The following is a 23,433-nucleotide window of genomic DNA, read 5'->3' as shown; positions in this document are numbered from 1 at the left end:
ATGACCTGGCATCCGGGTGACTGCGTCGGCGTCCCGGTCCCGCCACGTGCCGCGCGACAGTGACGGACGTCGCGCCGGGAGGGCCCGTGCCGCACGGTAGGCTGGCTGCCCGAGAGACATTCCTTTAAGACCCGTCCCGTGAGGCGGGGAAGGAGTTTGCTTGATGAGCACCGGCACGCCCGCACCCACGCACGACAGCGTCGACGACGACGCCAACGTCGTCCTCGGTGCCCCGGAGATCGGCCGGGCTCTGACCCGCATCGCGCACGAGATCCTCGAGCGCAACAGGGGCGGGTCCGACGTCGTCCTGCTGGGCATCCCCACGCGTGGCCTGCCGCTGGCCCGGCGCCTCGCGGAACGGCTGATCGCCGTCGAGCCCGGGCTGGACCTCGCGCTGCTGGTCGGCAGCCTCGACGTCACGATGTATCGCGACGACCTCGCGCACCATCCCACGCGGACCATCGGAGCCACCGACATCCCCCCGGGCGGGCTCGACGGCAAGGTGGTGGTGCTCGTGGACGACGTCCTCTACTCAGGCCGCACCATCCGTGCGGCGCTCGACGCGATCAGCGACCTCGGACGGCCGCGCGCCGTCCAGCTTGCCGCCCTCGTCGACCGCGGGCACCGCGAGCTGCCGATCCGCGCCGACTACGTCGGCAAGAACCTGCCGACCTCCACGGTCGAGCGGGTCCGTGTGCTGCTCGAGGAGACCGACGGCCGGGACGCGGTCCTCATCGAGGGAGGAACGCGATGAAGCACCTGCTGTCCACCGCGGACCTCGACGTCCTCGACGCGGTGCGGATCCTCGACACGGCCGGGACCATGGCGGCGACGCAGGCCCGCGAGATCAAGAAGCTGCCCACGCTGCGCGGCCGCACGGTGGTGAACCTCTTCTTCGAGGACTCCACCCGCACGCGGATCTCGTTCGAGACGGCCGCCAAGCGGCTCTCCGCGGACGTCATCAACTTCTCCGCCAAGGGCTCCAGCGTCTCCAAGGGCGAGTCGCTCAAGGACACCGCCCTGACGCTGCAGGCGATGGGCGCGGACGCGGTCGTCATCCGGCACCACGCGTCCGGAGCGCCGCACACGCTCGCCACGTCCGGCTGGACCCACGGCGCGGTCATCAACGCGGGTGACGGGATGCACCAGCACCCCACCCAGGCCCTGCTCGACGCGTACACGCTGCGGCGGCACCTGTCGGGCCCGGGCGACGTGACCGGCCGGGATCTCGCCGGCCTGCGGGTGGCGATCGTCGGCGACGTGCTGCACAGCCGGGTCGCGCGGTCCAACGTGCACCTGCTGCACACGCTCGGCGCCGAGGTGGTGCTCGTGGCACCGCCCACGCTGCTGCCCGTCGGGGTCGGGTCCTGGCCTGCCCGGGTGTCCTACCACCTGGACGAGGTGATCGCGGACGAGAAGCCGGACGCGGTCATGATGCTGCGGGTGCAGCGCGAGCGGATGTCGAGCGCGGGCGGCGGCTTCTTCCCGAGCCCGCTGGAGTACACGCGGCGCTACGGGCTGGACGCGCGCCGGCTCGCGATGCTCCCCGAGCACACGATCGTGCTGCACCCCGGCCCGATGAACCGCGGGCTCGAGATCTCCGCGGACGCCGCGGACTCGCCCCGTGCGGTCATCGTGGAGCAGGTGGCCAACGGCGTGGCGGTCCGCATGGCCGTCCTGTACCTGCTGCTCGCGGGCGGCGACGCCGCTGTCCGAGCGGCCGCCCCGAGCATCACGGACGAGACGAAGGTGGACGCGTGACGAGGAAGTACCTGCTGCGGGACGTGAGCCCGCTCGGCGACGGCACGACCGACGTGCTCCTCGCCGACGGCGTGATCGCCGCGATCGGTGGCGACGCGGAGTCGCTGGCGGGCGACGACGCGGTGGTCATCAACGGCGGCGGCCTGATCCTGCTGCCCGGGCTCGTCGACCTGCACACCCACCTGCGCGAGCCGGGCCGGGAGGACGCCGAGACCGTCCGGTCGGGCACGCGCGCGGCGGCGATGGGCGGGTTCACCGCGGTCCACGCGATGGCCAACACCACGCCGACGCAGGACACGGCGGGCGTGGTGGAACAGGTGTGGCGGCTGGGGCGCGACGCCGGCTGGGCCGACGTCCGACCGGTCGGTGCCGTCACCGTCGGCCTCGAGGGCGAGCGACTGGCGGAGCTCGGGGCGATGGCGGAGTCCGCAGCCCAGGTGCGGGTGTTCTCCGACGACGGGAAGTGCGTGCACGACCCCGTCGTGATGCGTCGCGCGCTCGAGTACGTCAAGGCCTTCGACGGCGTCATCGCCCAGCACGCCCAGGAGCCGCGGCTGACGGAGGGCGCCCAGATGCACGAGGGCGTCGTGTCCGCCGAGCTCGGCCTGGCCGGCTGGCCCGCCGTCGCGGAGGAGGCGATCATCGCCCGGGACGTCCTGCTCGCGGAGCACGTCGGGTCCCGGCTGCACGTCTGCCACCTGTCCACCGCGGGCTCGGTCGAGATCATCCGCTGGGCCAAGTCCCGCGGGATCGACGTCACCGCCGAGGTGACGCCGCACCACCTCATGCTGACCGACGAGCTCGCCCGCGGCTACGACCCGGTGTTCAAGGTCAACCCGCCCCTGCGCACCCAGCGGGACGTCGAGGCGGTCCGCGAGGGCCTGGCGGACGGGACGATCGACATCGTCGCCACCGACCACGCCCCGCACACCCGCGAGGACAAGGACTGCGAGTGGGGTGCCGCGGCCTTCGGCATGACCGGCCTGGAGACCGCGCTGTCCGTCGTGCAGGAGACGATGGTGGACACCGGCCGCCTCACGTGGGCGGACGTCGCGCGGGTGCTGTCGACGGCCCCGGCACGCATCGGCCGCGTCCCCGACCACGGCCGGCCGATCGCGGTGGGGGAGCCGGCCAACCTCACGCTGGTGGACCCGGGCATCCGGCGCGTCGTGGTGCCCGAGCAGCAGTCCACGCAGAGCGTCAACTCGCCGTTCGGCGGCCGAGAGCTGTCCGGCTGCGTGATCGCGACCTGGCTGCGCGGCCGGGCGACCGTCATGGACGGCTCGGCGTGCGACGAGAGCGTGGTGGTCAGCTCGTGATCCGCCAGCTGGCCTCCACCGTCGTCCTCCTGCTGGTCGTCCTCGCGGTCTTCTGGGCCATGCGCGCCGGCTGGCGCGCGCGCACCCAGAAGTCCACCGCCTTGGTGCCCCGCCTCCCGGTGCCTCCCGCCGAGCTCGGCGCCCTGCGTGCGGGCCCGGTGGAGGCGGTCTACGTGTCCACCACGCGCGCCGGGGACTGGCTCGACCGGGTGACCGCCGAGGGCCTGGGCGTGCGCAGCCCCGCCCAGGTGAGCGTCCACGACGCCGGGGTGCTGATCACCCGCCAGGGCGCTCCGGACCTCTTCGTCCCGGCCGCGGCGCTGCGTGGCGCGGCCGCCGCCCCCGGGATGGCCGGGAAGGTCGTCGGCGGGGACGGCCTCGTGGTCCTGACCTGGCAGGCCGACCCGCAGGACCCGCGCGGCCTGGACACAGGGCTGCGCCCGCGACGCGCCGCCGACCGCACGCGGCTCATCGACGCACTTACGACCTTGACCACGGGCCAGGCGCCCGCGCAGGAGGAGAACTCATGACCGACGCAGTGCTCGTGCTCGAGGACGGGCGGACCTTCACCGGCCGCGCCTACGGTGCCGAAGGCTCCACGCTGGGCGAGATCGTCTTCAACACGGGGATGACCGGCTACCAGGAGACGCTGACCGACCCGTCGTACCACCGCCAGATCGTGGTCATGACGGCGCCGCACATCGGCAACACGGGGGTGAACGACGAGGACGTCGAGTCCGGGCAGATCTGGGTCGCCGGCTACGTGGTGCGCGACCCCGCTCGGCGCGCGTCCAACTGGCGCGCCGCCCGCACGCTCGCGGACGACCTGGTCGCGCAGGGGATCGTGGGCATCAGTGACATCGACACCCGCGCGCTGACCCGCCACCTGCGGGAGCGCGGCGTCATGCGCGCCGGCATCTTCTCGGGCGCGGCGCTGCTGGACGACGGGGGCGGGCGCGCGCCGCACGACGAGCTGCTGGACCAGGTCCTGGCCGCGCCCGCGATGGCCGGCGCGGACCTGGCCGGTGAGGTGTCCACGGCCAGCGCCTACGTGGTCGAGCCGATCGGTGAGCACGTCGCGACCGTCGCCGCGGTCGACCTCGGCATCAAGGCCATGACGCCGCAGCGGCTGGCGGAGCGCGGCGTGCGCGTGCACGTGCTGCCCTCGCACGCCACGATCGACGACGTGCTGGCCACCGAGCCGGACGGGGTGTTCTTCTCGAACGGCCCGGGGGACCCCTCCGCGGCGACGCACGAGATCGAGCTCCTGCGCGACGTGCTGGACCGCCAGATCCCGTTCTTCGGCATCTGCTACGGAAACCAGCTGCTCGGGCGAGCGCTCGGCTACGGCACGTACAAGCTCGGCTACGGCCACCGCGGGGTGAACCAGCCGGTCATGGACCGCGCCACCGGCAAGGTGGAGATCACGGCCCACAACCACGGCTTCGCGGTCGACGCGCCGCTCGACGGGGAGTCCGTCGCGCCGCACGACGCCGGTCGGTACGGCCGGGTCGTGGTCAGCCACGTCGACCTGAACGACGACGTGGTGGAGGGCCTGCGCGCGCTCGACCTACCGGCGTTCTCCGTGCAGTACCACCCCGAGGCCGCGGCCGGGCCGCACGACGCCGCCTATCTCTTCGACCGTTTCATCGATCTGATGAAGGATCCCGAGAACTCACAGAAGGGTGCCGCCTGATGCCCCGGCGCACAGACATCAGCAGCGTGCTGGTCATCGGTTCCGGCCCGATCGTGATCGGCCAGGCGTGCGAGTTCGACTACTCGGGGACGCAGGCCTGCCGCGTGCTCAAGGAGGAGGGCCTGCGGGTCATCCTGGTCAACTCCAACCCGGCGACGATCATGACGGACCCGGAGTTCGCCGACGCCACGTACGTCGAGCCGATCACCACGGAGATCCTCACGACGATCATCGCCAAGGAGCGCCCGGACGCGATCCTGCCGACGCTGGGCGGCCAGACGGCGCTCAACGCCGCCATCGCGCTGGACGAGGCCGGTGTGCTGGAGAAGTACGACGTCGAGCTCATCGGCGCCAACATCGCGTCCATCCAGAAGGGTGAGGACCGCGAGCAGTTCAAGGAGGTCGTGCAGGTCTGCGGCGCCGAGAGCGCCAAGTCCGCCATCGTGCACTCGCTCGACGACGCCTTCGCCGCCGTCGCCGTCCTCGGCTACCCGGTGGTCGTCCGCCCGTCCTTCACGATGGGTGGCCTGGGCTCCGGGATCGCCTACGACGAGACCGACCTGCGGCGCATCGTGGGCCAGGGCCTGCACTACTCGCCGACCACCGAGGTGCTCCTGGAGGAGTCGATCCTGGGCTGGAAGGAGTACGAGCTCGAGCTCATGCGCGACAAGCACGACAACGTCGTGGTGGTCTGCTCGATCGAGAACGTCGACCCCGTCGGCGTGCACACGGGGGACTCGGTGACGGTGGCCCCCGCGCTGACCCTGACCGACCGCGAGTACCAGCGGCTGCGGGACATCGGCATCGCGGTCATCCGCGAGGTCGGCGTCGACACGGGCGGCTGCAACATCCAGTTCGCGATCGAGCCGTCCACGGGCCGCGTCGTGGTCATCGAGATGAACCCGCGCGTGTCGCGCAGCTCGGCCCTGGCGTCGAAGGCGACGGGCTTCCCGATCGCGAAGATCGCGGCCAAGCTGGCGATCGGCTACACGCTCGACGAGATCCCGAACGACATCACCGGCGGCTCGACCCCCGCGTCGTTCGAGCCGACCCTCGACTACGTCGTGGTCAAGGTCCCGCGGTTCGCGTTCGAGAAGTTCCCCGCGGCCGACGACACGCTGACGACGACCATGAAGTCGGTCGGCGAGGCGATGGCCATGGGCCGCAACTTCTCCGAGGCGCTCGGCAAGGCGATGCGCTCGCTCGACAAGAAGGACTCGGTGTTCCACTGGGCCGGCGACGCCCTTGCGGGGCCCGCCCTGGACGCGGTGGTCGCGACCATCTCCCGGCCGACCGAGCACCGGCTGGTCGACGTGCAGCAGGTGCTGCGCGCCGGGGTGAGCCTCGAGCAGGTCTACGAGCTCACGGGCATCGACCCGTGGTTCCTCGACCAGATCCAGCTCATCAACGAGGTCGCCGAGCAGACCCGCACGGCCGAGGCACTGACCCGTGACGTGCTGCTGCACGCCAAGAGGCACGGCCTGTCGGACGCGCAGATCGCGACGCTGCGGCGCACCTCGGAGGACGCCGTGCGCCGCGCCCGGCACGCTGTCGGCCTGCGGCCGGTGTTCAAGACCGTCGACACCTGCGCCGCCGAGTTCGCCGCGAGCACGCCGTACCACTACTCGTCCTACGACGAGGAGTCCGAGGTCGCCCCGCGCACGCGCCCCGCGATCCTCATCCTGGGATCGGGCCCCAACCGCATCGGGCAGGGCATCGAGTTCGACTACTCGTGCGTGCACGCCGCGCTGGCGCTCAAGGGCGAGTACGAGACCGTGATGATCAACTGCAACCCGGAGACGGTCTCCACGGACTACGACACGTCGGACCGGCTGTACTTCGAGCCGCTGACCTTCGAGGACGTGCTCGAGGTCTACACCGCCGAGCTCGCCGCCGGGCCGGTCGAGGGCCTCATCGTGACCCTCGGCGGCCAGACCCCGCTCTCGCTCGCGCAGCGCCTGCACGACGCGGGCCTGCCGATCCTGGGCACGTCGCCCGCCGCGATCGACGCGGCCGAGGACCGCGGCGAGTTCGGCAAGGTGCTCGAGGCCGCCGGCCTGCCCGCACCGGCGTTCGGCACGGCCACGACGCAGGCGGGTGCCCGCGACACCGCCCGCCGGATCGGCTTCCCCGTCCTGGTGCGGCCGAGCTACGTGCTCGGCGGCCGCGGCATGGAGATCGTCTACGACGAGCCCCAGCTCAACGAGTACGTGCAGCGCGCGCTCGACAACGCGGCCGACGGCGGGCGGGCGGGGACCCTGCCGCCGCTGCTCATCGACCGCTTCCTCGATGACGCGATCGAGATCGACGTGGACGCCCTGTTCGACGGGACCGAGCTGTTCCTCGGCGGCGTCATGGAGCACATCGAGGAGGCCGGCATCCACTCCGGCGACTCGGCGTGCACGCTGCCGCCCGTCACCCTGTCCACGTCCGAGCTCGAGCGGATCCGGTTGTCGACCGAGGCGATCGCGCGCGGGGTCGGCGTGCGCGGCCTGCTCAACATCCAGTTCGCGCTGGTCTCGGACGTGCTCTACGTGCTCGAGGCCAACCCGCGGGCGTCGCGCACGGTGCCGTTCGTGTCCAAGGCCACGGGCGTCTCCCTGGCCAAGGCCGCGGCGCTGGTCATGGCCGGCCGCTCGATCGCGGACCTGCGCGCCATGGGCATCCTGCCGGTGGACGACGCGAGCGTGCTGGACCTCGACTCGCCGATCGCGGTCAAGGAGGCGGTCCTGCCGTTCAAGCGCTTCCGCACCAAGGAGGGCGTCGTCGTCGACACCGTCCTGGGCCCGGAGATGCGCTCGACCGGCGAGGTCATGGGCTTCGACGTCGACTTCCCGACGGCGTTCGCCAAGTCGCAGGACGCGGCGTTCGGCGGGCTCCCGACGGGGGGTCGGGCCTTCATCTCGGTGGCCGACCGCGACAAGCGCTCGATCGTGTTCCCGGTGAAGCGGCTCGCGGAGCTGGGCTTCGAGATCCTCGCGACCGAGGGCACCGCGGCCGTCCTGCACCGCAGCGGCATCGCCTCCACCGTCGTGCGGAAGTACTCCGCGGGCCGTGGCGCCGACGGGCAGCCGACCATCGTGGACCTCATCACGTCCGGTGAGGTCGACATCGTGGTGAACACCCCCTCGGGGCAGGGTGCCCGGGCCGACGGCTACGAGATCCGTGCGGCGACGACCGCGGCCGACAAGGCCATGGTCACCACCGTGCAGCAGCTGGGAGCGGCCGTGCAGGCGATCGAGGCGCGGCAGGCCGGGCCGTTCCGCGTGACCAGCCTGCAGGAGCACGACGCTGCCATCCTGGGCCGCCGTGCGGCGCGCGCGGCGGCCCGCGGATGACCGCACCGTTCGGGGCCCGCCTGGCGGCCGCCATGGGGTCGCACGGGCCGCTCTGCGTCGGGATCGACCCGCACCCGAGCCTGCTCGGCGCGTGGGGACTGGCGGACGACGCCTCGGGTCTGCGCTCCTTCGCCCTGACGGTGCTGGACGCCGTCGCCGGGCGGGTGGCCGCGGTCAAGCCGCAGGCCGCCTTCTTCGAGCGGCACGGCTCCGCGGGCGTCGCCGTGCTCGAGGAGATCGTGGCGGCCGGTCGGGACACCGGCACGCTGGTGATCGTCGACGCGAAGCGGGGCGACATCGGCTCGACGATGGGTGCCTACGCCGACGCGTTCCTGCGGGACGGCTCTCCGCTCGCCGGTGACGCGCTCACGGTGTCGCCCTACCTCGGGTTCGGCTCTCTCGACCCGGCGGTCGACCTGGCGCTCTCCTCGGGTCGCGGCCTCTTCGTCCTGTGCCTCACCTCCAACAAGGAGGGGCACGAGGTCCAGCACGCGCGCACCGACGACGGGGTGACCGTCGCGGCGCGCATGGCGGCCCGCGCCGCAGCCCTGAACGCCGACGTCGCGCCGCTCGGGTCCATCGGGCTCGTCGTGGGTGCCACCGTCGGGGACGCCGCCGATCGAACGGGGGTGGACCTGGCCGCGGTGAACGGGCCACTGCTCGCGCCGGGCATCGGCGCGCAGGGTGCAGGTGCGCGGGAGCTGGCGCAGGTGTTCGGCGCCGCGCGGGGTCAGGTTCTCGCCTCGTCGTCGCGCGGTGTGCTCGCCGCGGGCCCCGACGTCGGGGCGCTGCGGGCAGCAGCCCGACAGGCCGCCCAGGAGGCCTCCGCAGCGCTCTCGTGAGCTCATCGGCTCCATGTCGGTGCAGGTCCGGGGCGACACGATGCGCGTCCGCGTTGCCGATGAGGGTGCCGCTCGCTAGTTTCATTGTCACGAACCCGTGCATTTCCACATGGGTCGCCGGCCCAGAGACGAGAAGGTGACGCGCGTGGCACTCCCTCCGCTGACTCCCGAACAACGAGCAGCAGCGCTCCAGAAGGCCGCTGCAGCCCGGCAAGCCCGCGCTGAGGTCAAGAACCGTCTGAAGTACTCGCAGGGCACCCTGTCCGAGGTGATCACGCAGGGGCAGCAGGACGAGACGATCGGCAAGCTGAAGGTCCTGGCGCTGCTGGAGTCCCTGCCCGGCGTGGGCAAGGTCAAGGCCCGTGCGATCATCTCCGAGATCGGAATCTCCGAGACGCGCCGCGTGCGCGGTCTCGGACCGCACCAGGTGAAGGCTCTCGTCGACCGATTCGGGTGATCAGCTCGAGGAGGGGCGGGCCGCACCGTACATCTCGAGGAGCACCGCACCACCCATGACGACGACGCCTGCCCGGCTGACCGTTCTCGCCGGACCGACCGCTGTCGGCAAGGGGACCGTGTCGGCCGACGTCCGTGCCCGCTATCCCGAGGTGTGGCTGTCGGTCTCCGCGACCACCCGCCCGCCTCGCCCTGGTGAGGTCGACGGGGTGCACTACCTGTTCGTGTCGGCCGACGAGTTCGACCGTATGGTCGAGCACGGCGACCTACTCGAGTGGGCCGTGGTCCACGGTCGCAACCGGTACGGGACGCCCCGCAAGCCGGTCGAGGAGCGGCTCGCGGCCGGCAAGCCGGCGCTGCTGGAGATCGACCTCCAGGGCGCCCGTCAGGTGCGGGAGTCGATGCCCGACGCCCACTTCGTGTTCCTCGCCCCGCCGTCGTTCGCCGAGCTCGAGCGGCGGCTGGTGGGGCGGGGGACCGAGGACGAGGAGGAGCGCGAGCGCCGCCTGAGCACGGCCCGCGTCGAGCTGGCCGCGGCCTCCGAGTTCGACCAGGTGATCGTCAACGACGACGTCCACCGGGCGACCGACGAGCTGGTCCGCGGGATGGGTATCCCGACCAGGTAGGATGACCTACAGGCCCCGCCTGCCCCATCCTCTGCCCTCAGGGAGATCACCTTGTCCGGAACCGTCGCTGCCCCCACCGGCATCACCGACCCGCCCATCGACCGCCTGCTCGAGCGCGCCGACTCCAAGTACGCGCTCGTCCTGTACTCGGCCAAGCGCGCCCGCCAGATCAACGCGTACTACTCGCAGCTGAACGAGGGCCTGCTCGAGTACGTCGGCCCCCTGGTGGACACCCGCCCGCAGGAGAAGCCGCTGTCGATCGCCATGCGCGAGATCGACGCCGGTCTGCTCACGTCCGAGGCCACCGAGGGCTGACCAGCCCGCCATGCGCATCGTCCTCGGCGTCGCGGGCGGGATTGCCGCCTACAAGGCGGTCCTGCTCCTGCGCCTGCTGCGTGAGGACGGCCACGCCGTCCGCGTGGTGCCCACGCGCGCGGCGCTCGAGTTCGTCGGGCGCGCGACGTGGGAGGCACTGTCCGGGCAGCCGGTGACGACCGACGTCTTCGAGGACGTCGACCAGGTGGCGCACGTCGCCGTCGGCAAGCAGGCCGAGCTCGTCATCGTGGCTCCGGCCACCGCCGACCTCCTGGCCCGAGCCGCCACCGGGCAGGCGGACGACCTGCTGACCGCCACCCTGCTGGTGGCGCGGTGTCCCGTGCTGCTGGCGCCGGCCATGCACACGGAGATGTGGGAGCACGCCGCCACCGTCGCCAACGTGGCCACCCTGCGGGCGCGGGGCGTCCACGTGCTCGACCCCGCCGCAGGCCGCCTCACCGGGTCCGACACCGGGCCCGGGCGGCTGCCGGAGCCGGAGCACATCGCCGCCGCCGCCCTCGCGCTGGTCGCCGCCCGTCCGCGTGACCTCGACGGCTTGCACGTCGTCGTCTCCGCCGGCGGCACCCGTGAGCCCCTGGATCCCGTGCGCTTCCTGGGCAACCGCTCGTCCGGCCGGCAGGGAGTCGCGCTCGCGCGCGCCGCCCACGCCCGCGGCGCCCGCGTCACGCTGGTCGCGGCGAACGTCGAGGTTCCCCTCCCGCAGGGCGTCGACGTGGTCCGCGTCGAGACGGGGGCGGAGCTGCGGGACGCCGTGCGGGCCGCCGCCAAGGACGCCGACGTGGTGGTGATGGCGGCCGCCGTCGCGGACTACCGGCCCCGCACCAGTGCGGAGAGCAAGATCAAGAAGCAGCCGGACGGCACCGCTCCGGTGCTCGAGCTGGTGGAGACGGTCGACATCCTCGCCGAGCTGGCACGTGAGCGGCTCCGAGCGGGACAGGTGGTCGTCGGCTTCGCCGCGGAGACGGGCGACGACACGGGCAGCGTCCTCGAGCACGGTCGGGCCAAGGCGCGGCGCAAGGGCGCCGACCTCCTCGTCCTGAACGCCGTCGGCGGCGGGCGGGGCTTCGGCACCGACGACAACGACGTCACCGTGCTCGACGGGGCGGGCACCGTCGTCGCCGCCGCGTCGGGGAGCAAGGACGAGGTCGCCGACGCCGTCTGGGACGCCGTGCTGACGCGCGGCTGAACCCACGCCCGCACACGGACGCCTGACCACTACGCTGTCCGGCATGACCGAGCCCGACATGCGCCTCTTCACGTCCGAGTCCGTGACCGAGGGGCACCCGGACAAGATCTGTGACCAGATCTCCGACGCCATCCTCGACGCCATGCTCGAGCAGGACCCGCAGGCCCGCGTCGCCGTGGAGACGATGGTCACGACCGGCCTCGTGCACGTCGCCGGCGAGGTCACGACCAGCGCGTACGTCGAGATCCCGCAGATCGTGCGGGAGGTGGTCCGGGGGATCGGCTACACCTCGTCCGCGATCGGGTTCGACGGCGACTCCTGCGGCATCTCGGTGTCCATCGGGCAGCAGTCACCGGACATCGCGGCCGGCGTTGACAAGGCGCTCGAGGTCCGCGAGGACTCGGCGGACCTGGACCCGCTGGACGCGCAGGGTGCGGGCGACCAGGGCCTGATGTTCGGCTACGCCTGCGACGACACACCGACGCTGCTGCCGCTGCCGATCTGGGTCGCGCACCGGCTCGCCGAGCGGCTGACGCTCGTGCGCAAGGACGCCCTGCTGCCCGGTCTGCGCCCCGACGGCAAGACGCAGGTCACCATCGGGTACGACGGTGACCGCGCCGTCCGGCTCGACACGGTCGTCCTGTCCACGCAGCACGACCCCGACGTCCAGCTGGAGACCACGCTCCGTCCGCAGATCGCGGAGCTCGTGGTGGCGCCCGTCCTCGAGCAGCTGGACCTCGACGTGAGCGACTACCGCCTCCTGGTGAACCCGACCGGCTCGTTCGTCGTCGGCGGGCCCCAGGGCGACGCGGGGCTGACCGGGCGCAAGATCATCGTGGACACCTACGGCGGGATCGCCCGCCACGGCGGCGGCGCGTTCTCCGGCAAGGACCCCTCGAAGGTGGACCGGTCGGCGGCCTACGCGATGCGCTGGGTCGCCAAGAACGTCGTCGCTGCCGGGCTGGCCCGTCGGTGCGAGGTCCAGGTCGCCTACGCGATCGGCAAGGCCAACCCCGTGGGCCTGTACGTCGAGACGTTCGGCACCGGTACGGTCCCCGTCGCGCGGCTCACCGCCGCCATCCGTGAGGTCTTCGACCTGCGCCCGGCGGCGATCGTGCGCGACCTCGAGCTGCTCCGTCCGATCTACCGCAAGACGGCCGCGTACGGGCACTTCGGCCGCGAGCTGCCGGAGTTCACGTGGGAGCGCACCGACCGCGTGGCGGACCTCCAGTCCGCGGTGGGCTGACGCCGGGGCGCCGCCGGGCGCGGTCGACGGCGCGCCGTGCGTGGGCGCGCGATGTTCTGATGGACGCGTGCACGTGAGCGGCGACGGTGAGCAGCTGATGCTCGAGGGTCTTCCGACGCCGAAGCGGCGGGCGCGCCCGGCGGTCGGCGGGGTGCCGATGGCGGAGCACCTGCCGGTCGCCCGCGTCTGCGTGGATCTCGTCCCCGCGCACCTCGACCGTGTCTTCGAGTACCTCGTCCCCGCCGCGCTCGAACAGACCGCCGTCCCGGGCACGCGGGTGAAGGTGCGCTTCGGCGCGCAGGACGTCAACGGGTACGTGCTCGACCGGGTGGCGGAGGCCGAGCACGACGGCACGCTGGTGCCCATCCGGCGGGTGGTCTCCGCCGAGCCCGTGCTGACCCCGCAGGTGACGCGGCTGGCCCGCGCCGTCGCCGATCGCTGGGCCGGCACCCTCAACGACGTGCTGCGGCTCGCGGTCCCCGCCCGACACGCGCGGGTCGAGGCGGAGACGCCGGTGGCTCCGCAGGAGCCGACTCCGCCGTCCACGTCCGCCACCGCCTGGGCGCCCTATCGCGGTGGTCCGGCCTTCCTGCAGCACGTCACGGGCGGCGGAGCGCCGCGCGCGGTGTGGACGGCGCTGCCGGGCGCGGCGGGGCAGCGGTGGCCGGACGCCATCGCCCAGGCCGTGGCCGCCTGCGTGCTGGGTGGCCGAGGTGCGCTGGTCGTCGTGCCCGACGCGCGGGACATCGACCGCGTCCTGGCCGCGCTGCAGGACGCCGGGATCCCGCGCTGGACCCCCGGCACCGCGGGCGGCGCGGTCCGCCTGGCGGCCGACGACGGCCCCGCGGGCCGCTACCGATCGTTCCTCGCCGCGCTGCGGGGTCATGCCCGGGTGGTCGTGGGCACCCGCGCCTCGGCGTTCGCGCCCGTCGCCGACCTCGGGCTCGCGGTCGTGTGGGACGACGGCGACCCGCTGCACGCGGAGCCGCGCGCGCCCTACCCGCACGTGCGCGAGGTGCTCGCCCTGCGTTCCGAGCTGGAGCAGTGCGCCCTGCTCGTCGCCGCCCACGGACGGAGCGTGGAGGCGCAGGCCCTGGTCGAGTCCGGCTGGGCCCGCGAGGTCGTGGCGGACCGCCCGACCACCCGCGCTCGTGCGGCGCGCGTGCTGGCGCTGACCTCCGTCGAGCTGGCCCGTGAGGGTCCCGCCGCGGCGGCGCGCCTCCCGGCGCCCGCGTGGCGCACGCTGCGCGATCGGCTGGCCGACGGGCCCGTCCTGGTGCAGGTGCCCCGCGCCGGCTACGTGCCCGCCGTCGCCTGCGGGCGGTGTCGGGCAGCCGCGCGCTGCGGTGCCTGCCACGGACCGCTGGGGCTGACGAGCGCCGGCGGCGTCCCGACCTGCGGCTGGTGCGGGCGCCTGGCCACCGACTGGCGCTGCACCGAGTGCGGCGCCGGAGCGCTGCGGTCGGTCCGGGTCGGTTCCGAGCGGACCGCCGAGGAGCTGGGGCGCGCGTTCCCGGGAGTGCCCGTCCGGGTCTCCGGTGCCCGTGCGGCCGGGGGAGTGCTGGCCACCGTCCCGGACGTACCGGCCGTCGTCGTCGCGACCCCGGGGGCCGAGCCGGTCGCGCCGGACGGCTACGCGGCCGCCCTGCTGCTGGACGCGGCCGTCAGCACGGCGGGCACGTCCCTGCGCACCGGGGAGGACGCCCTGCGGCGCTGGCTCACCGCCGCGGCACTCGTCCGGCCCGCGTCCGAGGGTGGCACCGTGGTGCTCGTCGGTGACGCCGAGGAGCGCGCGACCCAGGCTCTGGTCCGCTGGGACCCCGCCGGGTACGCGTCGCGCGAGCTCGCCGAGCGGGTGGAGCTGGCGCTGCCTCCGGCCGTGCGGATGGCCGCGGTCACCGGACCGCGCGACGCCGTCGACACGCTCCTGGGCCGGCTCGACCTGCCGGACGCGGAGGTGCTCGGACCCGTCCCGACCGGCGAGGCGGAGAAGGGCGCACTGGAGCCCGACGTCCGGGCCCTGGTGCGGGTGTCGCGCGCGTCGGGAGCGGCGCTCGCACGCGCGCTGGCGTCGTCGCTCGCCGTGCGCAGCGCCCGCCGCGAGGGCGGGTCCGTGCGCGTCCAGCTGGACCCGACGGAGCTCGGGTGATCGAGGCCGTCGTGCTCGACCTCGGCAACGTGCTCGTGCGTTGGGAGCCGCGCCGTCCGTTCGCCGGGCGGCTGGCTCCGGACGCGGTCGAGGCGTTCCTCACGCAGTTCGACTTCATGACCTTCAACCATCACCAGGACGCCGGCCGCTCGTGGGCGCGGGGGCGAGCCGCTCTTGCCGCGAGCGCGCCGGAGCACCTGCCGGCGCTGGACGTCTACGTCGAGCACTTCGAGGAGACGTTGGCCGGGCCGGTCCCGGGCACCGAGCGGCTCGTGCGGGACCTGCGCGCTGCCGGCGTGCGGCTGCTGGGCCTGACCAACTGGTCCGCGGAGACGTTCCACCTGGCCGAGCCGGCGGCACCGGCGATCGGGCTGCTCGAGGACGTGCTCGTCTCCGGCGAGGTGGGCCTCGCGAAGCCGGACCCGCGCATCTTCGCGCTCCTGGCGCACCGGTACGGCCTGGCCGCGGCCGGCACGGTGTTCGCCGACGACTCCCCGGTGAACGTCGCCGCGGCGGCCGAGGCAGGGTTCGACGCCCTCCTCTTCACGACTGCCGACGCACTGCGCGCGGAGCTCGTGGCGCGCGGGGTGCCCCTGCCGCGCGCCTAGGATCGACGCCATGCGACTGCTCTTCGCCGGAACTCCCGCGGCCGCGGTGCCGTCGCTCGAGGCGCTCCTCGACTCGCGCCACGAGATCGTGGCGGTCCTCACGCGCCCCGACGCCAGGTCCGGCCGGGGCCGGTCGTCGGCGCAGAGCGCCGTCAAGGCGCGCGCCCTCGAGGCCGGGCTCGAGGTCCTCACTCCGCAGCGCCCACGCGACGAGGAGTTCCAGGCCCGGCTCGCGGAGCTGGCCGTGGATGCCGCGCCCGTGGTGGCGTACGGCGCGCTGATCCCGCCTGCCCTGCTCGACGTGCCGACCCACGGCTGGGTCAACCTGCACTTCTCGGTGCTGCCCGCCTGGCGCGGAGCGGCCCCGGTGCAGCACGCGATCATCTCCGGCGACGAGGTGACCGGCGCCTCGACGTTCCGGCTCGAGGCAGGCCTCGACACCGGACCCGTGTTCGGGTTCCTCACCGAGACCATCCGCCCTCGCGACACCGCCGGCGACCTGCTGGACCGGCTGGCCATCGCGGGCGCCGGGCTCCTGGTCCAGACGCTCGACGCGCTCGAGGACGGCATCCTGAGCCCTGTCCCGCAGGCCACCGACGGCGTGAGCCACGCCCCGAAGATCGAGGTCGAGGACGCCCGCGTCCGCTGGTCGCACCCCGCCCACGCGGTGGACCGGCTGGTCCGCGGCTGCACGCCTGCCCCGGGCGCCTGGACCACGCTCCCGGACGGCTCACGTCTCGGTCTGGCGCCGGTGGTCCCGATGGCGGAGGTCACCGACCTCGCGCCGGGTCGGCTCCGGGCGGGCAAGAACGAGGTGCTCGTCGGGACGGGCGGGCACGCCGTGCGGCTGACCGACGTGACACCGCAGGGCAAGCGGACCATGGCAGCGGCCGACTGGGCCCGCGGTGCCCGCCTGGCCGACGACACGGTGCTGGGCGGCGGAGCGTGAGCCCCGCGGACGACCGCCGCGACCCGAGCGGCCGGCAGCGCGGCGCCGCGCGGGCGCAGGGCCGCACCCAGCGCTCCGCGTCCGCGCCGTCGCAGCGCCGCCGGGGGAGCGACCCCGCGCGGACCGCCGCCTACGACGTCCTGCGGGCCGTCGACGGCTCGGACGCGTACGCCAACCTGGTGCTGCCGCCGCTGCTGCGCGAGCGCCGGATCACCGGTCGCGACGCGGCGTTCGCCACCGAGCTCGCGTACGGGACGCTGCGGCTGCGCGGCCGGTACGACGCGATCATCGCGCTGGCGGCGGATCGGGAGGTCGGCAGCATCGACGCCCCGGCGCTCGACGTCCTGCGGCTCGGCGTCCACCAGCTCCTCGGCATGCGGGTGCCGGCCCACGCCGCGGTCTCGGAGACGGTGGGACTCGCCCGCGAGCAGCTGGGCACCGGACCCTCGCAGTTCGTCAACGCCGTCCTGCGCACCGTGGGTCGGTCGGACGAGAGCGACTGGGAGCAGCGGATCGCGCAGAGCGCGGGGGACGACGAGGTGGCGCGCCTCGCGGTGCTGCAGAGCCACCCGGTCTGGGTGGTGCGCGCGCTGCGCGAGGCGCTGGTGGGCAACGGGCGGTCGGCCGACGAGATCGGCGCGCTGCTCGCCGCGGACAACGTTGCGCCGCGGGTGACGCTCGTGGCGCGGCCCGGACTGGCGACCGCCGACGAGGTCGTCGGCGACGCGGGTGACGGTGTCGGCACGGTCGGGGGCCTGGCGCCCACCGCCGTCGTCCTGTCCGGGGGCGACCCGGCCGCGCTGCCCAGCGTGCGTGACGGCCGTGCGGGCGTGCAGGACGAGGGCAGCCAGCTGGTCACGCTCGCCCTGACGAGCGCGCCCCTGGAGGGCCCGGACGCGCGCTGGCTCGACCTGTGCGCGGGTCCCGGGGGCAAGGCCGCGCTGCTCGCCGCCGTCGCGGGGGAGCGCGGTGCCAGGATCGTCGCCAACGAGGTGCAGCCGCACCGCACGCGGCTGGTCGAGCAGGCGTTGCGGGCCGTGCCCGCGGACGCCGTCGAGGACGTGCGCACGGGCGACGGGCGCACGGTGGGGACCGACGAGCCGGGCGCGTACGACCGTGTCCTCGTGGACGCGCCCTGCACCGGGCTCGGCGCACTGCGGCGCCGCCCGGAGGCCCGGTGGCGGCGCACTCCCGCCGACCTGGCCGGGCTCAGCGCCCTCCAGCGAGACCTGCTGGTCTCCGCGCTGCAGGCCGTGCGGGTCGGCGGCGTGGTCGCGTACGTGACGTGCTCGCCCCACCTCGTGGAGACGCAGCTGGTGGTCAAGGACGCCGTGCGCGCCGCCGGCCGCCTGGGCGTCGGGACCGAGCAGGTCGACGCGCCCGCGCTGGTCCGCGCGATCGCGCCGGGGCACGTGGACCTGGACGAGGCGCGGACCGACGTCCAGCTGTGGCCGCACGTGCACGGCACGGACGCGATGCACCTGACCCTGCTGCGCCGCCGCTGAGCCGTCTACGCTGGCCAGGTGCCTGCGCTGATCAACCCGAGCATCCTGTCCGCCGACTTCGTCAACCTCGAGCGTGACCTCCGGGCGATCGCCACGGCCGACTTCGTGCACGTCGACGTCATGGACAACCACTTCGTGCCCAACCTGACGCTCGGGCTGCCCGTGGTGACCCGCATCGCCGAGGTCTCCACGCTCCCGCTCGACGTGCACCTGATGATCGAGGACGCCGACCGCTGGGCCCCGGAGTACGCCGCCGCCGGCGCCGCCTCGGTGACGTTCCACGCCGAGGCAACCCAGGCACCGGTCCGGCTGGCGCGCGAGCTGCGGTCCCGCGGCATCCGGGCGGGGATCGCCCTGCGGCCGGCCTCACCCGTCGAACCCCTGCTCGACCTGCTGCCCGAGTTCGACATGCTGCTCGTGATGACCGTCGAGCCCGGGTTCGGGGGGCAGTCGTTCATCGAGGGGACGCTGCCCAAGATCCGCCGTGCCCGGGCCGCGCTGGACGAGTCGGGTGCGGCCACCTGGATCCAGGTGGACGGCGGGGTCTCCCGGGACACGATCGGCCGGATCGCCCAGGCCGGCGCGAACGTGTTCGTCGCGGGCTCGGCGGTCTACGGGGCACCGGACGTCGCCGCCGAGATCGCGGCCCTGCGCGACCTGGCGGACGCGGCCGCCTGACGTCCGGGAATGCCCCGTGTGGCATGATCGTTGGCGCAGTACGAACACATACACGTGCTCCGGGGTCGGTGTAATTCCGAGCCGGCGGTGACAGTCCGCGACCCGTTCGGTCCGCAAGGACCGCGCGGTTGACCTGGTGGAACTCCAGGACCGACGGTGAAAGTCCGGATGGGAGGATCACGTGGCGGCGCCTCGGCGTCGTGGCTGCGGGAACTTCCTGCCGCCCTCACCCCGGAGCCCCGCGCGTCCGGAGGTGAGCATGGCCAGCACTGGCAGCGATGTGCACGCCCCCTGCGAGGTCGACGCCATGCGGCACGCGCTCGAGATCGCGCGGCGCGGCCCGGCGACCGGCCCGAACCCCCGGGTCGGCTGCGTCCTGCTCGGTCCGGACGGCGTGGTCCTCGCAGAGGGCTGGCACCGCGGGGCCGGCACGCCGCACGCGGAGGTCGCCGCACTGTCCGACGCCGCCCAGCGGGGCGCGTCCGTGCGCGGGGCCACGGCGGTGGTCACCCTCGAGCCCTGCAACCACACGGGACGCACCGGCCCGTGCTCCGAGGCGCTCCTCGCCGCGGGCATCTCGCGCGTCGTGCTGTCGGTACCGGACCCGAACCCCGTCGCGGCGGGTGGTGCCGAGCGGCTGCGTGCCGCGGGCGTCGACGTCGAGACCGGCCTGCTGGCCGACGAGGGCCGTGAGCTGCTCGGCGCGTGGCTGCCGTCGGTCGAGCGCGGCCGACCGTTCGTGACCCTGAAGCTCGCCACGTCGCTCGACGGCCGCGTCGCCGCCGCCGACGGGACCAGCCGGTGGATCACGTCCGAGGTCGCGCGGCAGCACGCGCACGGTCTGCGGGGCGAGGTCGACGCGATCGTCGTGGGCACCGGGACCGCGCTGGTCGACGACCCGTCGCTGACCGCACGGAACGCGGCCGGCGAGCTGCGCGGGCACCAGCCCCTGCGCGTCGTGGTCGGCCACCGCGACCTGCCGGCGGCCGCCCGACTGCACGGCCCGGGTGGTGAGCTCGTCCAGGTGCGGACGCACGACCCCGCCGACGTGCTGGCCACGCTCGCGCAGCGCGACGTCCGCCACGTGCTCGTCGAGGGCGGGCCCACCCTGGCCGCCGCCTTCCTGACCGCCGGGCTCGTCGACGAGGTGCACGCCTATGTCGCCCCCGTCCTCCTCGGGTCCGGCCGTTCGGCGCTGGCCGACCTGGGGATCACCACGATCGCCGACGCCCTGCGCCTCACCACCCGTTCCGTCCGTCCGCTCGGTCCCGACGTCCTCGTCGTCGCGACCGTCGACCCGCACACCCCCCAGGAGCACTGATGTTCACCGGAATCGTCGAGGAGATCGGCACCGTCGAGTCGATCGAGCGTGGCGCCGACGGGCCGCAGGAGGCGGACGCCCGCCTGCGCGTCCGCGGTCCGCTGGTCGTGTCCGACGCGCGGCTGGGGGACTCCATCTGCGTCTCCGGGGTGTGCCTGACCGTCACCGAGCTCCCGGGCGACGGCACGTTCCTCGCCGACGTGATGCCGGAGACGCTGCGCCGCAGCGCCCTCGCGGACCTCGGGGTCTCCAGCCCGGTCAACCTGGAGCGGGCGCTGCCCGTGGGCGGCCGGTACGGCGGGCACGTCGTGCAGGGGCACGTCGACGGCGTCGGCACCATCCTGAGCCGCTCGCCCGGACCGCGCTGGGACGACGTCGAGATCGGTCTCGCGCCCGAGCTCGCGCGGTACGTCGCGGAGAAGGGCTCCATCGCCGTGTCGGGGATCTCGCTGACGGTCACGCACGTCACCGACGAGTCCTTCGGGGTGTCGCTGATCCCCACGACGCTGGAGGCCACGACGCTCGGCACGCTGGCGCCCGGCGCCCGCGTCAACCTGGAGGTCGACGTGCTGGCCAAGTACACCGAGCGGCTGCTGTCGTCGGCCGGGGTGCTGCGATGACCGCCACGTCGGTACGGCTCGGCACCGTCGAGGAGGCGCTCGAGGCCCTGCGCGCGGGACGTCCGGTGCTCGTCGCGGACTCGCCCGACCGGGAGAACGAGGCGGACGTCATCCTCGCCGCGCAGTCGGCGACGCCCGAGTGGATCGCCTGGACCATCCGACACTCGTCGGGCTACCTGTGCGCACCCATGCCGGCGTCGCGGGCGGACGCCCTCGACCTGCCGCTCATGGTGCCGCACAGCCAGGACCCCCGGCGCACGGCGTACACCGTCACCGTGGACGCCGCCACCGGCGTGACCACGGGCATCTCGGCGGCGGACCGGGCGCGCACCCTGCGCGTGCTCGCCGACCCGGCGTCGGGCCGCGAGGACCTCATCCGGCCGGGGCACGTGCTGCCGCTGCGCGCCGTCCCCGGCGGCGTGCTGCACCGTGCCGGGCACACCGAGGCGGCCGTCGACCTGTGCCGCCTCGCCGGGTTGGAGCCCGTCGGCGCGATCGCGGAGCTGGTCAACGACGACGGGTCGATGACCCGGCTGCCGGTGGCGTCCGCGCTGGCCGAGGCCGAGGGGCTGGTGCTGCTCACGATCGAGGACATCGTCGCCTGGCGGACGCAACACGGCGACGACGTGACGGCCGACGTGGCCGTCGCGGCGCCACCGAAGGCCCGGGTGCACGCGACGCACACCGCCTACCTGCCGACCAAGCACGGCGACTTCCGCATCCACGGCTACCGCGACCTGCGCACCGGCGCGGAGCACGTCGCCCTGGTGCCGACGGCCGGCCTGGCCGCCCACCCCATCGTGCGCGTGCACTCCGAGTGCCTCACGGGCGACGCGTTCGGCTCGGCCCGCTGCGACTGCGGGCCGCAGCTCGACGCGGCCCTCGAGCTCGCCGCCGAGCGCGGCGGTGCGGTGATCTACCTGCGCGGCCACGAGGGCCGGGGGATCGGCCTGCTGGCCAAGGTCGCCGCGTACGCGCTGCAGGACGAGGGTCGGGACACGGTCGAGGCGAACCTCGACCTGGGCTGGCCCGCGGACCGACGCGAGTACGGCGCCGCCGCCGCGATCCTGAGCGATCTCGGGGTGCAGCGGGTGACCCTGCTCACCAACAACCCGGCGAAGGTGGCCGGGCTGAGGGCACACGGCATCGACGTCGCCGAGATCCAGAGCCTCGAGGTGGGCCGCACCCCGCAGAACGAGGCGTACCTGCGCACCAAGGCGACGTCGATGGGGCACCTGCTCCACCTGCCGCCCGGGACGGAGCGGGAGCCGATCCCGGTCTCGCCCGTGCACGCCACGCCGGCCACCCCCGGCGCGGACCACGACGACCACGCGTTCGAGAGCCTGGAGGACCTGGCATGAGCGGTGCTGGAGCACCCACCCTGACCGTCGACGGCACCGGCCTGAAGGTCGTCGTCGTCGCCGCGAGCTGGCACACCGTCGTCATGGACGGACTGCTGGCCGGCGCGCAGCGCGCCCTGACGGCGGCCCACGTCGAGGACGTCACCATCATCCGCGTGCCGGGCACGTTCGAGCTGCCGGTCGCCGCACGCGCCGCCGTCGACGCCGGTGCGCACGCCGTCGTCGCGCTCGGCGTGGTGATCCGTGGAGGGACGCCCCACTTCGAGTACGTGTGCCAGGCCGCCACCCTCGGGCTGACCGACGTCGCCACCTCGACGGGCGTCCCGGTCGGCTTCGGCGTGCTGACCTGCGACAACGAGGAGCAGGCCCTCGACCGGGCCGGCTTGTCCGGCTCGCACGAGGACAAGGGCGCCGAGGCTGCCGAGGCGGCGGTCGCCACCGTCGTGGCGCTGCGCGGACTGTGATGCACTGGCTCTTCGACGCCACCTGGACGATCGCCGGGAACGACATCCTCTGGCGGGAGATCGTCGGCAACGGGTTCGGGCTGGCGTCGGCGGTCGGTGGCATGCGCCGCCGCGTCTGGGCGTGGCCGGTGGGCATCGCGGGCAACGTCCTGCTGTTCACGGTCTTCCTCGGCGGGGTCTTCCACACGCCCCAGGCCCGCGACCTGTACGGGCAGGCGGGGCGACAGGTGTTCTTCGTGGCCGTCTCCGTCTACGGCTGGGTGCGGTGGCGCCAGGCGCGCGCGGAGGGGCGTGCGCAGGGGAACCGCGACGCACCCGCCGTCGTGCCGCACTGGGCCGGCCGACGGGGCTGGATCCAGCTCGTCAGCATCGGGGTCGTCGGCACCGTCGCGTTCGCCTACATCTTCCAGGCACTCGGGTCGTGGGGGCCGTGGGCGGACGCCTGGATCTTCACGGGCTCGTTCCTGGCCACGTACGGCATGGCGCGCGGGTGGATCGAGTTCTGGCTCATCTGGATCGCGGTGGACGCCGTCGGGGTGCCTCTGCTGTTCGCGGCCGGCTACTACCCGTCCGCGGTGCTCTACCTGGTCTACGCGGGCGTCGTGATCTGGGGCTTCGCGGTCTGGTGGCGCCAGCGAGACCGCGCCCGGCCCGCGGACGGCGACCGAGAGCTCCCGCGGCAGCCCCTACTCTTGGCGGAGTGAAGACCTTCGACACCCTGTTCGCCGAGCTGTCCGACAAGGCCGCCACCCGACCCGCCGGCTCGGGGACGGTCGCCGAGCTGGACACCGGTGTGCACGGCATCGGCAAGAAGGTCGTCGAGGAGGCCGCCGAGGTCTGGATGGCCGCGGAGTACGAGTCGGACGAGCGGACGGCCGAGGAGATCTCGCAGCTCCTCTACCACCTGCAGGTGTTGATGATCGCGCGCGGGCTCACGCTTGCCGACGTCTACACCCACCTCTGAGGAGAACG

23 protein-coding genes and 1 riboswitch are annotated in these 23,433 nt (G+C 73.9%); all 23 genes read left to right on the top strand.

Annotated features, from left to right (window positions below; translation table 11 throughout):
- The first annotated feature begins 163 nt into the window (after positions 1–163).
- On the top strand, positions 164–754 hold the full coding sequence (pyrR, locus tag KG102_RS09255) for a bifunctional pyr operon transcriptional regulator/uracil phosphoribosyltransferase PyrR (RefSeq protein WP_208213383.1): 591 nt from the start codon (positions 164–166) through the stop codon (positions 752–754).
- Positions 751–1,761: an aspartate carbamoyltransferase catalytic subunit gene (locus KG102_RS09250; protein WP_208213384.1), complete on the top strand. Its 1,011-nt coding sequence runs from the start codon at positions 751–753 to the stop codon at positions 1,759–1,761. Before pyrR ends, KG102_RS09250 begins: the two co-directional genes overlap by 4 nt.
- The gene (locus KG102_RS09245; protein ID WP_208213385.1) at positions 1,758–3,080 is read left to right on the top strand and encodes a dihydroorotase; all 1,323 of its coding nucleotides are present in this window, start codon (positions 1,758–1,760) and stop codon (positions 3,078–3,080) included. Before KG102_RS09250 ends, KG102_RS09245 begins: the two co-directional genes overlap by 4 nt.
- Entirely contained in the window at positions 3,077–3,610 is a 534-nt protein-coding gene (locus KG102_RS09240; RefSeq protein WP_249667532.1) for a PH-like domain-containing protein, read from the top strand. The genes KG102_RS09245 and KG102_RS09240 overlap by 4 nt, the downstream gene beginning before the upstream one ends.
- The gene (gene carA / locus KG102_RS09235; protein ID WP_208289892.1) at positions 3,607–4,776 is read left to right on the top strand and encodes a glutamine-hydrolyzing carbamoyl-phosphate synthase small subunit; all 1,170 of its coding nucleotides are present in this window, start codon (positions 3,607–3,609) and stop codon (positions 4,774–4,776) included. The genes KG102_RS09240 and carA overlap by 4 nt, the downstream gene beginning before the upstream one ends.
- Positions 4,776–8,114 (top strand): carbamoyl-phosphate synthase large subunit, encoded by a 3,339-nt coding sequence (carB, locus tag KG102_RS09230; protein WP_208289893.1) that lies wholly within the window; start codon positions 4,776–4,778, stop codon positions 8,112–8,114. Before carA ends, carB begins: the two co-directional genes overlap by 1 nt.
- Entirely contained in the window at positions 8,111–8,956 is an 846-nt protein-coding gene (pyrF, locus tag KG102_RS09225; RefSeq protein ID WP_208213388.1) for an orotidine-5'-phosphate decarboxylase, read from the top strand. Before carB ends, pyrF begins: the two co-directional genes overlap by 4 nt.
- Positions 8,957–9,101: 145 nt before the next feature.
- Positions 9,102–9,413, top strand: a complete 312-nt coding sequence (mihF, locus tag KG102_RS09220) for an integration host factor, actinobacterial type (protein WP_208213389.1) — start codon at positions 9,102–9,104, stop codon at positions 9,411–9,413.
- A gap of 55 nt (positions 9,414–9,468) precedes the next feature.
- Positions 9,469–10,038 (top strand): guanylate kinase, encoded by a 570-nt coding sequence (gene gmk, locus KG102_RS09215; protein WP_208213390.1) that lies wholly within the window; start codon positions 9,469–9,471, stop codon positions 10,036–10,038.
- 51 nt (positions 10,039–10,089) lie between these two features.
- A complete protein-coding gene (rpoZ, locus tag KG102_RS09210) occupies positions 10,090–10,353 on the top strand; it encodes a DNA-directed RNA polymerase subunit omega (RefSeq protein WP_028046344.1) in 264 nt (87 codons plus the stop codon).
- 10 nt (positions 10,354–10,363) lie between these two features.
- A complete protein-coding gene (coaBC, locus tag KG102_RS09205; RefSeq protein WP_208289894.1) occupies positions 10,364–11,560 on the top strand; it encodes a bifunctional phosphopantothenoylcysteine decarboxylase/phosphopantothenate--cysteine ligase CoaBC in 1,197 nt (398 codons plus the stop codon).
- Positions 11,561–11,603: 43 nt separating this feature from the next.
- Complete coding sequence (gene metK, locus KG102_RS09200) at positions 11,604–12,806, top strand: methionine adenosyltransferase (protein ID WP_208213392.1); 1,203 nt, start codon at positions 11,604–11,606, stop codon at positions 12,804–12,806.
- A 97-nt stretch (positions 12,807–12,903) separates the two neighbouring features.
- Complete coding sequence (locus KG102_RS09195) at positions 12,904–14,955, top strand: primosomal protein N' (RefSeq protein WP_208290005.1); 2,052 nt, start codon at positions 12,904–12,906, stop codon at positions 14,953–14,955.
- Positions 14,952–15,563, top strand: coding sequence for an HAD-IA family hydrolase (locus KG102_RS09190; RefSeq protein WP_208213393.1), 612 nt, complete (start codon positions 14,952–14,954; stop codon positions 15,561–15,563). Before KG102_RS09195 ends, KG102_RS09190 begins: the two co-directional genes overlap by 4 nt.
- 10 nt (positions 15,564–15,573) lie before the next feature.
- On the top strand, positions 15,574–16,512 hold the full coding sequence (gene fmt, locus KG102_RS09185) for a methionyl-tRNA formyltransferase (protein WP_208213394.1): 939 nt from the start codon (positions 15,574–15,576) through the stop codon (positions 16,510–16,512).
- The gene (locus KG102_RS09180; protein ID WP_208289895.1) at positions 16,509–18,017 is read left to right on the top strand and encodes an RsmB/NOP family class I SAM-dependent RNA methyltransferase; all 1,509 of its coding nucleotides are present in this window, start codon (positions 16,509–16,511) and stop codon (positions 18,015–18,017) included. Before fmt ends, KG102_RS09180 begins: the two co-directional genes overlap by 4 nt.
- An 18-nt stretch (positions 18,018–18,035) precedes the next feature.
- Entirely contained in the window at positions 18,036–18,695 is a 660-nt protein-coding gene (rpe, locus tag KG102_RS09175; protein ID WP_208289896.1) for a ribulose-phosphate 3-epimerase, read from the top strand.
- Between the two features lie 51 nt (positions 18,696–18,746).
- Positions 18,747–18,879: riboswitch (FMN riboswitch) on the top strand.
- A gap of 75 nt (positions 18,880–18,954) precedes the next feature.
- Positions 18,955–20,016 carry a bifunctional diaminohydroxyphosphoribosylaminopyrimidine deaminase/5-amino-6-(5-phosphoribosylamino)uracil reductase RibD gene (gene ribD / locus KG102_RS09170; RefSeq protein WP_243884755.1) on the top strand — a complete coding sequence of 354 codons (1,062 nt, stop codon included), beginning with the start codon at positions 18,955–18,957 and terminating at the stop codon, positions 20,014–20,016.
- Positions 20,016–20,636, top strand: a complete 621-nt coding sequence (locus KG102_RS09165; RefSeq protein ID WP_208289897.1) for a riboflavin synthase — start codon at positions 20,016–20,018, stop codon at positions 20,634–20,636. The genes ribD and KG102_RS09165 overlap by 1 nt, the downstream gene beginning before the upstream one ends.
- Positions 20,633–21,997: a 3,4-dihydroxy-2-butanone-4-phosphate synthase gene (ribB, locus tag KG102_RS09160; protein WP_208289898.1), complete on the top strand. Its 1,365-nt coding sequence runs from the start codon at positions 20,633–20,635 to the stop codon at positions 21,995–21,997. Before KG102_RS09165 ends, ribB begins: the two co-directional genes overlap by 4 nt.
- Positions 21,994–22,461, top strand: coding sequence for a 6,7-dimethyl-8-ribityllumazine synthase (gene ribH, locus KG102_RS09155; protein ID WP_208213399.1), 468 nt, complete (start codon positions 21,994–21,996; stop codon positions 22,459–22,461). Before ribB ends, ribH begins: the two co-directional genes overlap by 4 nt.
- Positions 22,461–23,165: a nicotinamide riboside transporter PnuC gene (gene pnuC, locus KG102_RS09150; RefSeq protein ID WP_208289899.1), complete on the top strand. Its 705-nt coding sequence runs from the start codon at positions 22,461–22,463 to the stop codon at positions 23,163–23,165. Before ribH ends, pnuC begins: the two co-directional genes overlap by 1 nt.
- Entirely contained in the window at positions 23,162–23,425 is a 264-nt protein-coding gene (locus tag KG102_RS09145) for a phosphoribosyl-ATP diphosphatase (RefSeq protein ID WP_208213401.1), read from the top strand. The genes pnuC and KG102_RS09145 overlap by 4 nt, the downstream gene beginning before the upstream one ends.
- Positions 23,426–23,433: the final 8 nt, after the last annotated feature.

It is taken from the genome of Cellulomonas fengjieae (assembly GCF_018388465.1).
Lineage (GTDB): Bacteria > Actinomycetota > Actinomycetes > Actinomycetales > Cellulomonadaceae > Cellulomonas > Cellulomonas fengjieae.
This window is presented reverse-complemented; position numbering and strand designations above follow the sequence as displayed.

Bases quoted from the DNA above. Each gene is read 5' to 3' on its own strand.
- gmk (WP_208213390.1), top strand. From the start codon at position 9,469: ATGACGACGACGCCTGCCCGGCTGACCGTTCTCGCCGGACCGACCGCT.
- pyrR (WP_208213383.1), top strand. From the start codon at position 164: ATGAGCACCGGCACGCCCGCACCCACGCACGACAGCGTCGACGACGAC.
- metK (WP_208213392.1), top strand. From the start codon at position 11,604: ATGACCGAGCCCGACATGCGCCTCTTCACGTCCGAGTCCGTGACCGAG.
- coaBC (WP_208289894.1), top strand. From the start codon at position 10,364: ATGCGCATCGTCCTCGGCGTCGCGGGCGGGATTGCCGCCTACAAGGCG.
- ribH (WP_208213399.1), top strand. From the start codon at position 21,994: ATGAGCGGTGCTGGAGCACCCACCCTGACCGTCGACGGCACCGGCCTG.
- carA (WP_208289892.1), top strand. From the start codon at position 3,607: ATGACCGACGCAGTGCTCGTGCTCGAGGACGGGCGGACCTTCACCGGC.
- ribD (WP_243884755.1), top strand. From the start codon at position 18,955: ATGGCCAGCACTGGCAGCGATGTGCACGCCCCCTGCGAGGTCGACGCC.
- pyrF (WP_208213388.1), top strand. From the start codon at position 8,111: ATGACCGCACCGTTCGGGGCCCGCCTGGCGGCCGCCATGGGGTCGCAC.
- carB (WP_208289893.1), top strand. From the start codon at position 4,776: ATGCCCCGGCGCACAGACATCAGCAGCGTGCTGGTCATCGGTTCCGGC.
- pnuC (WP_208289899.1), top strand. From the start codon at position 22,461: ATGCACTGGCTCTTCGACGCCACCTGGACGATCGCCGGGAACGACATC.
- ribB (WP_208289898.1), top strand. From the start codon at position 20,633: ATGACCGCCACGTCGGTACGGCTCGGCACCGTCGAGGAGGCGCTCGAG.
- KG102_RS09165 (WP_208289897.1), top strand. From the start codon at position 20,016: ATGTTCACCGGAATCGTCGAGGAGATCGGCACCGTCGAGTCGATCGAG.
- KG102_RS09195 (WP_208290005.1), top strand. From the start codon at position 12,904: ATGCTCGAGGGTCTTCCGACGCCGAAGCGGCGGGCGCGCCCGGCGGTC.
- fmt (WP_208213394.1), top strand. From the start codon at position 15,574: ATGCGACTGCTCTTCGCCGGAACTCCCGCGGCCGCGGTGCCGTCGCTC.
- KG102_RS09250 (WP_208213384.1), top strand. From the start codon at position 751: ATGAAGCACCTGCTGTCCACCGCGGACCTCGACGTCCTCGACGCGGTG.